The sequence below is a fragment of the Treponema ruminis genome, from assembly GCF_014201975.1.
Taxonomy (GTDB): Bacteria; Spirochaetota; Spirochaetia; order Treponematales; family Treponemataceae; genus Treponema_D; species Treponema_D ruminis.
This window is the reverse complement of the sequence record NZ_JACHFQ010000008.1, coordinates 38,413-50,384: the sequence shown is the minus strand read 5'-3', so window position 1 is coordinate 50,384 and position 11,972 is coordinate 38,413. Positions and strand designations below refer to the sequence as shown.

General features: G+C 44.7%; 11 protein-coding genes. 7 read left to right on the top strand and 4 right to left on the bottom strand.

Annotated features, from left to right (window positions below):
- The 6 genes from HNP76_RS12395 to HNP76_RS12370 all read left to right on the top strand — a co-directional run bounded on the left by HNP76_RS12395 (position 1) and on the right by HNP76_RS12370 (position 5,065).
- The gene (locus HNP76_RS12395; protein ID WP_184661007.1) at positions 1–1,077 is read left to right on the top strand and encodes an ABC transporter permease; all 1,077 of its coding nucleotides are present in this window, start codon (positions 1–3) and stop codon (positions 1,075–1,077) included.
- A gap of 153 nt (positions 1,078–1,230) precedes the next feature.
- Positions 1,231–1,872, top strand: coding sequence for a sulfite exporter TauE/SafE family protein (locus tag HNP76_RS12390; RefSeq protein WP_184661005.1), 642 nt, complete (start codon positions 1,231–1,233; stop codon positions 1,870–1,872).
- Between the two features lie 12 nt (positions 1,873–1,884).
- Positions 1,885–3,069: a 4Fe-4S binding protein gene (locus HNP76_RS12385; protein ID WP_184661003.1), complete on the top strand. Its 1,185-nt coding sequence runs from the start codon at positions 1,885–1,887 to the stop codon at positions 3,067–3,069.
- A 1-nt stretch (position 3,070) separates the two neighbouring features.
- Positions 3,071–4,219 (top strand): hypothetical protein, encoded by a 1,149-nt coding sequence (locus HNP76_RS12380; RefSeq protein WP_184661001.1) that lies wholly within the window; start codon positions 3,071–3,073, stop codon positions 4,217–4,219.
- Entirely contained in the window at positions 4,200–4,637 is a 438-nt protein-coding gene (locus HNP76_RS12375; protein WP_184661000.1) for a LytTR family DNA-binding domain-containing protein, read from the top strand. Before HNP76_RS12380 ends, HNP76_RS12375 begins: the two co-directional genes overlap by 20 nt.
- Entirely contained in the window at positions 4,634–5,065 is a 432-nt protein-coding gene (locus HNP76_RS12370) for a DUF3021 family protein (protein WP_184660998.1), read from the top strand. The genes HNP76_RS12375 and HNP76_RS12370 overlap by 4 nt, the downstream gene beginning before the upstream one ends.
- Positions 5,066–5,080: 15 nt before the next feature.
- On the opposite strand, the gene HNP76_RS12365 is transcribed toward HNP76_RS12370, so the two are convergent.
- Genes HNP76_RS12365 through HNP76_RS12355 form a run of 3 tightly spaced genes read right to left on the bottom strand, consistent with a single transcriptional unit; the run spans position 5,081 to position 9,026 of the window.
- Positions 5,081–6,691 (bottom strand): response regulator transcription factor, encoded by a 1,611-nt coding sequence (locus HNP76_RS12365; RefSeq protein ID WP_184660996.1) that lies wholly within the window; start codon positions 6,689–6,691, stop codon positions 5,081–5,083.
- On the bottom strand, positions 6,684–7,985 hold the full coding sequence (locus HNP76_RS12360) for a sensor histidine kinase (RefSeq protein WP_184660994.1): 1,302 nt from the start codon (positions 7,983–7,985) through the stop codon (positions 6,684–6,686). Before HNP76_RS12360 ends, HNP76_RS12365 begins: the two co-directional genes overlap by 8 nt.
- Entirely contained in the window at positions 7,986–9,026 is a 1,041-nt protein-coding gene (locus HNP76_RS12355) for an ABC transporter substrate-binding protein (protein WP_184660992.1), read from the bottom strand.
- 173 nt (positions 9,027–9,199) lie between these two features.
- Between HNP76_RS12355 and HNP76_RS12350 the strand changes: the two genes are divergently transcribed.
- Positions 9,200–10,555, top strand: a complete 1,356-nt coding sequence (locus HNP76_RS12350; protein WP_184660990.1) for an OmpP1/FadL family transporter — start codon at positions 9,200–9,202, stop codon at positions 10,553–10,555.
- Between the two features lie 15 nt (positions 10,556–10,570).
- On the opposite strand, the gene HNP76_RS12345 is transcribed toward HNP76_RS12350, so the two are convergent.
- Complete coding sequence (locus tag HNP76_RS12345) at positions 10,571–11,884, bottom strand: pectate lyase family protein (RefSeq protein ID WP_184660989.1); 1,314 nt, start codon at positions 11,882–11,884, stop codon at positions 10,571–10,573.
- Positions 11,885–11,972: the final 88 nt, after the last annotated feature.

Genomic DNA, 11,972 nt, shown 5'->3' with positions numbered 1-11,972 from the left:
ATGGCAAACATCATCGAAACTTTGCAGAATTTTAATCCTTTTGCAAAAGGAAAGGACAAGCAGCCTCTTTCAAACACTACCCTCCTCCTCACGATTACAGTCTGTACCTTCGTGGGAATGTATTTGCTGGCTATGCTGATTTGGGGCGGCGGATTTTTGAACCCCCAGCAGTTTTTGGACTTGTTCAACAACAACGCTTACCTTATCGTAACGGCCTGCGGTCTTACAATCGTAATGATTACAGGCGGAATCGATATTTCGGTCGGCGGCTCAGTTGCCCTCATCACGATGGCTTCCGTCGTCTTCATGGAAGACCACAACGGCGGCATTTTAAGCTCGGTTTTGATTGCACTTGGAATCGGACTTGCAATGGGCTTGATTCAGGGCTATTTCGTAGCCTACCTCAAGATTCAGCCCTTCATCGTTACCCTCGCCGGCATGTTCTTTACACGCGGCATGACTACAATCGTCAGCAAAGTTCCGAGAACAGCGACAAACGAACTCTTTGAGGATCTTAAGGATTTCGAAATCGATATTCCTTTCATCGGAACTTACGCCAAAAACGGCAACTGGATTCCTTCTTCAATTGAAGTCGGCGTCGTAATTGCTCTTCTTGTGGTTCTCATCCTCTGGGCAATGCTCAAATGGACCCGCTTCGGCCGAAACCTTTACGCAGTCGGCGGCAACAGTGAAAGTGCCCTCATGCTCGGTATCAACGTCCGACGAACTCAGTTCTTCGCTTACGTTTTGTGTGGCCTTCTTGCTGGAATCGCGGGCTTCATCTACCTTCTGCACACAGGCGCGGGCAACGCATCAAACGCAACCGGAGCCGAAATGCAGGCAATCGCATCTTCCATCATCGGCGGAACATTGCTTTCAGGCGGTGTCGGCAGCGTAATCGGAACCCTCTTCGGCGTTATGTCGCTCAAGACAATCAACAACATCGTCGTAGCATCGGGCTTGCGTGAGCCATACTGGCAGAGCATCACGACCGGCCTCATGCTGTGTTTCTTTATCCTGCTTCAGAGTGTAATTCTCGCACAGAGAAAGAAAAAGCTCGGCGCAATGGCAGGCTAAGTCTTCTGGCTGTCCCAAAATAAGGGGCAGCCTTTTTTTTTACCCTTCAAATATTTCATTATACCCTTCCTTTGTTGCATCTTACCGAAAAGCTTATTGTTTTATCGGGCCTTCTATTTTATTCTGCTCATATCTGAAAAATTGGAGGCTGATATGATTCTGGAAGCGATTTTACTTGGGCTTTCTACCGGAACTTACTGCACTATGTATTGTGCTCCCGTACTGATTCCCTTTTTGTTCGGCTGCGAAAAATGCGGACACAAGAGGAACGCGGGACTGGTGGCGACTTTTCTTGGCAGCAGACTGACCATGTACTTTATTCTGGGTGCGGCTTTTGCAGGACTAGGACTGCTCGTAAACGAATACATGAACCCGGTGCTTGCAAGGCACCTTTCTGTTTACGCCTATATTTTCTGCGGACTTTCGCTTTTGTTTAATTCGCTCGGACTTAAATTTCCCTGGGGCTGTAAGGACGGCTGCCACTCACCAAAATTACGCCGGATAGGAAACGACTGGATTACAGCTCTTGTGACTGGTCTTGCGGTGGGGCTTCACGTCTGCCCTCCCCTTTGGACTGCAATCCTTCGCTCGGTTTTCGGCGGAAATGGAATCTCAGGCTTTTTCTACTTCGTCTTCTTCTATCTTGGAACCCTGCCATTTTTCATTCCTCTTTTGGGAATTCCTTTCGTGGCAAAAAAACTGCCTGTAATCAAGCGGGTTTCACGGGTGACTCAGTTTTGTGTCAGCCTTTATTTTCTGATTTTCCTTGGTCTTCTTCCATTTTTCTTTTCTTAACAGGAGTTTTTTATGATTTCAAGTTTTGTTTTATGCGGACTGATGAGCTGCCTTGTATTTTTCTTTGGCGTAGTGATGAGAAATTTCGAGCCGACCAGCATAATTTACGCGCTTTTCCTCATTTTCCTTTATACCCGGATGACTTTTGCCGAGCGGAAAAGAGTTGGAAGCGGCGTCATTTACCGAAGGATTTTTCAGACTGTCTTTGCCGTGGGATTCTGCATTGCCTTTATCGCTGATTTGTACGCCGAGCGCGGAAGCATGGCAATCACCAGCGAGGCGATGAACAACTCCGAGCTCCCCTTCTGCCACATCGCGATTCCACAGGTCTTAGTTCCTTTTTTAATAACGAAATCAATCATCTTCCCTGCAAGAGTTTCCGGAATGTACGCAGCGGCGGCAAGCATGATCTGTATCTGGCTGGCCCTTGTCCTCACGGTCGGCCGAGGCTGGTGCAGCTGGATTTGCTTTTACGGCGGCTGGGAAGAAGGATTCAGTCATGTGGCAAAAAAACGCCGCCTCATTCTTCTTCCAAAAAACAAGGAAATGCGGGAAATTCACTTCGGCTTTTTCTTTTTCATAATTCTTGCTTCAATCTGCCAGCTTTCCTGCATTTATTGCGAATGGTTCTGCCCCTTCAAGCTGACCACGGAATATTTCCCCATGAATTCAATTCCGACCCTGATTGCGGGAGTCATGTTCATCGGTCTTTTTCTGGGGCTTGTCGTAATCCTTCCGATTCTCACAAAAAGACGGACTCAGTGCAGCACACTCTGTCCTTTCGGAGCCTTTGCCTCGCTGACAGACAGAATCAGCCTCTTCACCATGAAAATCGACACAGACAAGTGCAAGGGCTGTTTAAAATGCGCAAATGCCTGCCCATTCGGAGCGATTGACATCACTACAATTCAGGAAAAAAAGGGGCACCCGGAACTCAACTGCGCCAAGTGCGGTGAGTGCGTAAATGCCTGCCCGGAAAAAGCGATTTCCTACGAATTCCGCTTCAACATGAAAAAAGGAAAGTGTTCCTGCGGCAAAAAAGAGGCAAAAACTGCTTTCGGCCGCGTCCTTCAGGAAATTTCAGAGCCGGCCCAGCTTTTCCGCTTTGCGGCTTTCACTTTCGGCATGATTATGTCTTCGGGCTTTGTAGACAGAAGCATAAAAATTGTTTTCGATGCGATTAAAGGAGCCTTGTAAAATGATAAAGAAAATTTTGACCATAAATGCGGCATTTATCTGCCTTTTCGGAGTAAGTCTCTTCTTCTTTTTTGACACTCAGCTCGATTCCTTACTGGGTAAGCACCTTCGAGTTCACCCGAGCTTTACCGGTGGCGAAGTCGCGGAAGAATTTATTGAGACTCTTGATGAGGGAGATTCACTCGATTTCGTAAAGTACACTGTTTTCCAGCCGGTGATAAACGCAAAGTGGGTGGATAATTCTGAATACTGGCAGCTGGTTCTTGACTATAAAAAAAGAACGGAGACCCTAAAAAATGCCGTGATTTACATTGATTTTGACAATATTTCGGAAAATCAGACCTGGGATTATGAGGTCGAAGTTTCAGAAAATGGGGCAAAAATCTATGATTACGCTAAAAATTTTGTCTGTGACGCTCAGTTTCTCTATCTGGAAGAAGGAAGCCAGCTGAAAATCAGGATTCCGCTCAAAGACCAGGGGCTGCAGAGAGTTCTCGGCGCAAAAAAGACCCGGCACTACATTCTTGCAGACGGAAAGCCCCTCTTTAACGAAGAAAATTCCAGTCCGCTTGAAGTTGAGATGAAAGTCCAGAAAAAGGATAAGGCCAGCGAAAAGGAAGACGAGGCTTTTATAAATCAGATGAAGGAAATCTTTGAGGAAGCCACCAAGTCCTATTCAGGCTCAGACAGCATTGAGGAAAATCTTGCCTGTTATAAGCAGAAAATTGATGAAAATCCCGAAGATTTTTCGAGTCTTGCAAATTACGGCGCAAATCTGGCAAAAAAAGGCGGAAATTCTTCGGTAATTCAGGCCGTCATGCTTGTAAACGAATCCTACACATATCTGGATAAGGCGGCAGAACTTGCTTTCGGTCAGGATGGCGAAATTGAAGTGCTTTTAAACCGGGCCAGCGTGAGTGCATCCGTTCCAGAAGGAGTCTTCGGAAAATCAGAATCCGGGGCAAAAGATTTTATCAGGCTGGCTTCCCTCTCCGATGATTCAGGCTTCAAGGCTTACTGCTGGGCGATGGCTGGTGACTGCTACAAAAAATGCGGCAAATCCACTCTTTCAACAATTTCCTTACAAAAAGCAAAAAAGAGTGCTAAAATAAAGCTAGAGAAAATGTCAAATGAAAATAACGATTCTTGAAAAAGCTGCTGACGAAGAAGACGAGATAATCATAAAGTGTGCTTACCTCGACGAAAATCTTACCCGGCTCATAAATCAGTTTAAGGGCGGCAAGGGCAAAATGAATTTCTTCAAGGACTCAAAAATTGTCCTCGTTGATCAAAGCGAGATTCTATATTTTGAGTCCGTTGACGACACTGTTTTTGCCTACACCAAGGACTGCGTATACGAAACAAAGTCAAAACTCTACCAGCTCGAAGAAGAACTTCCTTCAAGCACATTTTTCCGGGCAAACAAAGCCGTCATCGTAAATCTGGACAAAATCGACAGTCTTCTTCCGATTTTCGGCGGCCGTTTTGAGGCAGTTTTGCAGAACGGCTACAAAGTTGTAATTTCAAGAAATTATCTAAGCACATTAAAGGAGCTTTTGGGCTTATGAAAAACGAAAACCGATGCGAAATGTTTACTGTAATGCTGAATATTTCAACCCGCGTCATCACGCTCATCATATTAATCTCTTCAATAATTGACAGATCGGACTGGAGGAAGGAAAGCATCTGGGGAATCATGTTTATGGGTGCATTTTCCGGCCTGGCTTACGGCTTGTTTTACATCAAAAAGAATATGACGAGAATCCAGACCTTCATTTTTTACCTTCTCTACATTGCCCTTTTGAACGTGGTTCTGTTCATTGTCGGCCTGAACCTGGGCTGGATTCAAAAAGACTTGTATTCCTGCGCCAAACTGGAAATCATGTTCCTGCTCGTATTCTTCGGAGTTTATTTCCTCACCTATCTCTTTGATTTCCACGAAGCCCGGAAAATCAACCAGAAACTGAAGGACAGAAAGAATCAAAATCAGCAGTAAAATGCAAAATTCGGGCTACTGACCCACGCTCAGCTTGTATTCCCTCGGTGAAAGGCCGGTATTCTTTTTAAAGATGTAGCTGAAATAGTGGGGGTCAGAAAATCCGCACTCGTAGGCTATGTCGTAGCCCTTCATTTCAGTCTCACGCATGAGCCTTTTGGCGTTTTCCAGGCGCACGTTTGTAAGATATTCGATGAAGGTCGTCTTGCACTCCTGGGAAAAAATCGTGCTGAAATGATTGGGACTGAGTGCGACCGCTTCGGCCACCGTGGTCAGCGTGGTGTTCTGGTCAGCATAATGCTCTTCGATGTAGCGCTTGGCCTTTAAAATCACGTCACCGTACCTTCCGGTCATTTTTGAATCGCGGAATTCCAAAGCAAAGGAAAGAACCTGCTCAACGTTCTTCCTGAAATCCCTCTCGTTTCCAACGGCATCATCGATAAATTTCCTCTGCAAAATTTCCGGCTTCAGTTCCTTAATGTCGCCGCCCAGCTTTTCAACCAGTTTGGACACGGCAAAAATCAAATCAACCAAAAGATAAGAAGCAAAAACACTGAACTGACCGGGATTGTTGCGTATCAGCTCCATTGATTCATCGATAATCGCGGAAATGTCATTCTTGCCAGCGTATTTAAGCCTGTCCACAAGCGGGTCATTTTCCTTCAAATCAAGAAGTCCCGCCGAAGAATCAGCATTCGCCTCAGAACCAAGCCCTCCTTCCAGGTCTTCCGAGCTGATAATCCTGTTTTTCTCGCCCTTTCCGCCAATCGCAAGGATTTTTTTGGCATCATCATAGGAAAGATTGAGCTGGGAAAGATGCTCAACCGTCTTTCCGATAGCCGTTAAAACCTCGCAGTCGTCGTTTTTTGTGGCGATGTGGGCAATTGCCTCTGCCGCGTGGAAAATGCTCTCGTCCAGTTCTTCCCGGCTGCTTCCCTTAAAAATGCAGACAAGCAGGTTCGAGTGATGAAAAAAACAGTCCGCCTGCTCCCAAAGTCCGGAATACGAATTGAGCAAGGAACAGGCTTCTTCCTGATTCTGAATATTGTCGGTGCGGCTTTTAATCCGGCTGATTAAGACTTTGTAAAAGCGGGAAATGAGATTCAGGTGCAGCTCCTGGGATTTTTGCATCACATCGCTCATGTTTTCAGCCGCGTGAACGAGATTGTTCAGGAATTCCTTCTTTTTGAGAGCCTCACTCGATTTCAGTTCTTCTTTGAGCCGGGAAATGTCAGAAAGCTGCTTGCGTTCCTTATCAATCTGAAGGGCCGTCTTGTTGAGGCTTTTTAAAAGCTCGTCCGGCGTGAAGGGCTTTAAAAGATAGTCCTCGATTCCGATTGAAATTGCTTTTTTGGCGTAGTCAAATTCATCGTGACCCGAAAGAATTATGATTTTAATCCAGGGCTGAATCCGCTTTACCGCCTGGGCAAGCTGCAATCCGTCCATGAAAGGCATTTTAATGTCAGTAATCAGAATATCCGGCTTGAGTTCGTGAAGCATGGAAAGGGCAATCTCACCATCAGTGGCCTCACCGGCAAAGGTAAAGCCGCTCGATTCCCAGTCAATTTTGGAACGGATTCCTTCGAGAACAATAGGCTCATCATCAACAACAAACACGCTATACATTTTCTACCCCTGCCGCCTCTCCATTTTCGCATGGAATCTCAAAAGAAATCGAACTGCCCTTGCCCGGCTCAGACTCAATCACAAGACCTTCCGTCTGCTCGCCATAATAAAGTTTTAGCTTTTTATTCACATTGTAAAGGCCGTAGACAGAATTCAGTTTTTCCGAAACCATCAGGGAAAGTTCCAGCCTCACTTCCGCAAGTCTGGCCTCAGTAAAGCCCGCTCCGTTGTCCTTTACCTCAAAGCGGATTTTCTTTTTATCCTCACCGGCGTACTTCACCGAAACAGAAAGCTCTCCCCTGCCCCTCTTGTTTTTTATTCCGTGATAAATGGCGTTCTCGACCAGCGGCTGAAGGACAAGTTTAATCATCTTCAAGCCCAGTAAGCTTTCATCCGCCTCGATTTTATAATTCAAAATGTCTGCGTAACGGATTTTTTGAATCGTCAGGTAATTTTTGATGTGGTCGAGTTCCTGCCCGATTGTAATCCATTCGTGGCCCCGGCTCAGTGAAATGCGCAGAAAGTCCGAAAAAGCCTTGGTAATGCGCACGACTTCATCAGTCTTTTCTTCCTCGGCCAGCCAGACAATCGTGTCAAAAGTGTTGTAAAGGAAGTGGGGCGTAATCTGAGCCTGCAAAGCCTTCATTTCCGCCTTCTGAAAATTCTTCTGCTCTTCCAGAATTACTCCCGAAACCGTAAGGAAGCTGTTGGCGGAAACAAAAAGGGCAACGACCGTAATGAAAAACTGAATCACGGTCAGAATAATGGAGGCATTTTTAATCGAAAGGTTGGTCTCCGAAGCAGATTCACTTTCCGCCACGATAAAATCCTGCATGATGTCCGAAAAAAGCACGGCAATCGTGCGAATTTCATCAAGACTTTCCTCGTTCTGCCTGACCGTACTGCCAAATCCCATCTGCTCGATAAGAATGTGGATGTTGCGCAAAAGAGTGGCACTGGCACGTGTGGCGACCTCAAGCTTGTCCCGGCTTTCATTCGATTTTGTACTTCTCAGCATTTCCTCAAGCCCGAAAGTGATTTCGTTCATCATTTCGTACTGGCGGCCTTCCTTGATTTCCTTTTTGCCGCAGATTATGTTCCAGAGTTCTTCCGGGATGTCGTTTTTGGCGATGCTGTTGATTTTGTTGGCCTTGCTGACGTTGGAAATGATTTTGTTGTAGCGCTGAGTGTGGATTTGCGATACGACGATTGAGAAAATCGAAGGAATCAGCGTGATTGAAAGCAGAATGATGTAGGTGAATTTTACGGTCTTCCTGAGGCTCTGGTTTTTCATTTAGTAACCCCTGGGCTCGTATTTTGAAAAGTCATCGTATTCGGTGAAGATTTTTTCTTCGTTGTAAGTGATTCGAGGAATGGTCTTTCCGGCCACAACCTGTTTTACAAGCTGCATGAGCATTTCGCCGAGGTTGGGATTACATTCCACGACGCAATTCAGTTTTCCTTCGACAAGGGCATCGATTGATTTTTGCTCGGCATCAAAAGTGATTATGATTGTGTCCGCAGAGTTTATGCCGTAATTTGCAAAAGAATCCAGAAGTCCCAGAGTCATTGAATCATTGTGGGAAAAGATGACATCGATTTTTTTACCGTCGAAATAAAGCTGGTCGTTTTTAAATTTGCCAGAATCACGCGATTTCTGAATCAGATTTTCGGCGATTTCCTTGCCCCGCGAGCGTAAAAAATCCCCATTCTCCGAATGAATTATGTTGAATTTGGAATCAGAGTCAATCCCTTCCCTAAAGCCCCTGGCCCTACCCTTCACAATCGAAGAATTTTCAGTTCCGGAGATTTCAAGAATGTTGACCGGCGAAGAATTTCCAGAAGTTTTTTTCAAAAGATATTCAGCAGCCCTGTGACCTTCTTCAAGAGAATTCTCGCCCAAAAATCCCGAATAAAGATATTCGGGCGCATTAATCTGCCTGTCCACGATTATCACAGGAATTCCCGCATTTTTTGCCTCACGAAGAACATTATCCCAGCCGTCCTCAACGATGGGCACGAACGCAATCACATCAACCTGGTAAACGATAAAAGAACGGATTGCCTTAAGCTGATTTTCCTGTTTTTGCTGTGCGTCATCAAAAAGAATTTGGATTCCATTTGCCTCTGCCGCCTCAAAAATTGACTGGGTATTGCGGGTACGCCAGGCACTCTCCGACCCAATCTGAGAAAATCCAAGAATAAGCCTCTTGCTGCTCTTTTCCGGCTCCTTATTATTTAAACTGAGAAAAATAAACGAGAAAAAAAGAAAGAGAAAGACAAGAACAAGCGAAGAAATGATAACGATGAAAGAGAATTTTTTTTTGAATTTCATTTTTAACTTTTTGTAAGAATTTAATTTTAAGTGTGAAATTTTAGAAAGTCAAGTTTATATTTTTCCGCCCTGTTTTTTGCAAAAATCAAATTGACATGCATGACAAAAATCTCTAATATGTCAAACTGACATTTTTCCCAAAAGTGTCAATCTTATTAAGGAGTAAAAGACAAATGAAAAGATTTGCCACAGCTGTGATTCTTATTTCAGGTGCAGCAGCAGTTTTCGCAAGCGGAGTAGAGAACAAAACCAATATGAGCACGGGTTATCTTCGTAATCCAAGCCGCAACACTGAGGCAAAAAGACCGGAAGCTTCTTATTACAATGTCGCAGGAACAGCTTTTTTGACAGAGGGTCTTCACATCGAAGCAGGAAACCAGTTCGTTTTTAAAGAGTACGGCAACGAAATGAAAACAGGCAACGTTTTTGCCTCTGCCCCACTCGAAATTAATGACTATTACTCAAATGACGAGACAACGGTCTGGTTCTATCCTGATGCAGATTTCGTCTACAAGCACAGCAATTTTTCTGTTTTTGGAAATTTCGGCGTATACGCAGGCGGTGGTGCCCTTGAATACAGCGAGGGAACAAGCGCAACGACAATGCTTTTCGGCGGAGCAGCAGCAACTTACATGAAGCAGGCACAGGCTGCTATGGCTGCCCAGAATCAACAGGCAGCGCAGACAGCTCAAAAAATGGGACAGGCACTTACAGAAGCCGCAAAAAATCATAAACTCAACGTAACGTCAATAACTTACGGTGGACAGCTCGGCATGGGCTACCTTTTCATGGACAATCTTTCTTTCGCGGCAGGCTTGCGTTATGTTCATGGAACACAGAAAATGGAAATCAAATCTGACGCATTCACCCTTCTTGGAAACGGCGGAAACACGATTTCTTACAAGGCAAACGGCTACACGGTCAGCGGCGTTTTCGGAATCCACTGGCGTCCGATTGAAATCGTCGACCTTGCAGTACAGTATCAGTCAAAATCATCAGTAAAATACAAGGTAAAGGATGTTGATGGAAATCTTGCTTCTCAATTCGGAATCACAGACGGCAAGACCTTCCACACAGACCTTCCGGCGGCCCTCAATTTGGGAGCAGGCTGCCAGCTTTTGGACAATCTTTACCTGAGCACAAGCTTTAACTATTATTTCAATTATTTTGCCGATCAGGATTCAATTCTTGGCGAGACAGACTATGCAAATTCTTGGGAAGTGGCACTCGGAGCAGACTGGAAATTCTGCAAATGGGCTTCGTACAGCCTGGGCTTACAGTACGGAAATCAGGGCACAAAAGATGACTCGAACAGCACCTTCAACCCGGTTTTGGACAGCTTCTGCGTAGGAACCGGCATTGAATTCTATCCTGTAGAAGAGCTGACTGTTACAGTCTCTGGACTCTTCGCAAAATACTTCAACACCGATTACTACCTTTCTTCGGGCTCGGCTTCATACAAAACCGAGCTGAGCAAGAAAGTCACAAACCTTTCAGTAGGCGTAACCTACCACTTCCCGAATCTGTAAGGGAAATTTCTAAAATTATTTAGCAGAAAGGGTTCCTGTTCCAGCATTTGCCTTAACAAAGTCAGGCACCTGCTCAGCAGGAATCTTTTCATATTTATAAGGGATTTCAAACAAAGGACCGTCCGACACTTTGAATTCACTGGATTTTTTACCGCTTTTTGAATTGTCGGCTTCCCCAGAAGAATAAACCGTGCCGTATTTGCTTGAATGTCCGGCGTAAGAATTTTTGATTCCTGAACCGTAATAGTTGTTTTCAGAATTAATCAGAGAATTGTAGCGGACGCCAAGAGCGTAAGAGTTTCCGTAAGGTGCAGAAGATTCAGCATCAAAATAATTGTTGTAAGAATGAATCCAAGAAAGGCGAACCATCGGCAAGCGTGAAGCACAATTGTAGAAATAATTGTGATGGAGAGTGACTTTTCGGTTTTTAGCCGAGATTTGCTCAGAGTCGCTTGAACCAATCAGCATTGTCTTTGAATGATTCATAAATTTGCAGTATGAAACCGTAACATTGTCGCTGCTTTTCGTGATGTCGCAGAGACCGTCATAAGTCTGCCACTTTTCATCAGTTTTTCCGCCAGTCAATACATGATCAAGGCTTTTTGTATCAGCAAAAGTACAGTGGTCAACCCAGATATTCTTTGAATTTTCGATTGAAACTGCATCGTGCTGGGCATTGTAGCCGTCGTTTTTTTCGTGATGAGGGAAAGGATCGTAAGCATCCACAATCTTCAAATTGCGGAGAATTACATTTGAAACACCGCTGACTGAAAGGCATCCGCCGGAAAAGCCGGAATTGTCGTTCAAACCGATCAGAATCGTGTTGCTTTTTACAGAAAGTCTGATTACATCACGATACTTTGTGTTCAGCGTGTGCATGGTTTCATAGTAGCGGCTCTGGGGCCCCTTGCTTGAGTCTTCGGTTTCCACTTTACAATTAGCAGCATAAGCTTCGCGATACTCTGAATAAGTAGAAAAAGAGCTGTTCTTTTTGACAAACGCGTCCAAAGCCGGATTTGAACCGCCGCCCACTTCCGGAAGCATTCCGTCAGAAAGGTCAATCATGCCGTCAACATAAATCACCCCGCCCTTTTTGATGGCAGCAAGCAAATCTATTTTGTTGTTTACGGTTACGGAAGAATCAGTTTTAATTTTTTTGAATTCAGTACCCGCAAATCCATCCGGTAAATCCGAAGCCGAAAGTGAAAGAGAAACTGGAGTTGAGTCAGAAGAAGCAGAGCCAGAAGTTGAGTCAGAAGCAAAAGCACATGTCGAAAAAAATACTGATAATCCAAGAATTGCTAAAAAAATCCTGATGCATTTCTTCATAAAAAAAAATCTCCTATAATATAGAAATGAACTGTAAGAAGTTTACATCAAGAAGAAGGAAAATTTAAGATGAGTATTAGGAAAAAAG

What these genes read in the sequence shown, in the direction of transcription:
- HNP76_RS12370 (WP_184660998.1), top strand. Translation starts at nt 4,634, where the DNA reads ATGAAAAACGAAAACCGATGCGAAATGTTTACTGTAATGCTGAATATT.
- HNP76_RS12375 (WP_184661000.1), top strand. Translation starts at nt 4,200, where the DNA reads ATGAAAATAACGATTCTTGAAAAAGCTGCTGACGAAGAAGACGAGATA.
- HNP76_RS12355 (WP_184660992.1), bottom strand. Translation starts at nt 9,026, where the DNA reads ATGAAATTCAAAAAAAAATTCTCTTTCATCGTTATCATTTCTTCGCTT.
- HNP76_RS12385 (WP_184661003.1), top strand. Translation starts at nt 1,885, where the DNA reads ATGATTTCAAGTTTTGTTTTATGCGGACTGATGAGCTGCCTTGTATTT.
- HNP76_RS12390 (WP_184661005.1), top strand. Translation starts at nt 1,231, where the DNA reads ATGATTCTGGAAGCGATTTTACTTGGGCTTTCTACCGGAACTTACTGC.
- HNP76_RS12360 (WP_184660994.1), bottom strand. Translation starts at nt 7,985, where the DNA reads ATGAAAAACCAGAGCCTCAGGAAGACCGTAAAATTCACCTACATCATT.
- HNP76_RS12350 (WP_184660990.1), top strand. Translation starts at nt 9,200, where the DNA reads ATGAAAAGATTTGCCACAGCTGTGATTCTTATTTCAGGTGCAGCAGCA.
- HNP76_RS12395 (WP_184661007.1), top strand. Translation starts at nt 1, where the DNA reads ATGGCAAACATCATCGAAACTTTGCAGAATTTTAATCCTTTTGCAAAA.
- HNP76_RS12365 (WP_184660996.1), bottom strand. Translation starts at nt 6,691, where the DNA reads ATGTATAGCGTGTTTGTTGTTGATGATGAGCCTATTGTTCTCGAAGGA.
- HNP76_RS12380 (WP_184661001.1), top strand. Translation starts at nt 3,071, where the DNA reads ATGATAAAGAAAATTTTGACCATAAATGCGGCATTTATCTGCCTTTTC.
- HNP76_RS12345 (WP_184660989.1), bottom strand. Translation starts at nt 11,884, where the DNA reads ATGAAGAAATGCATCAGGATTTTTTTAGCAATTCTTGGATTATCAGTA.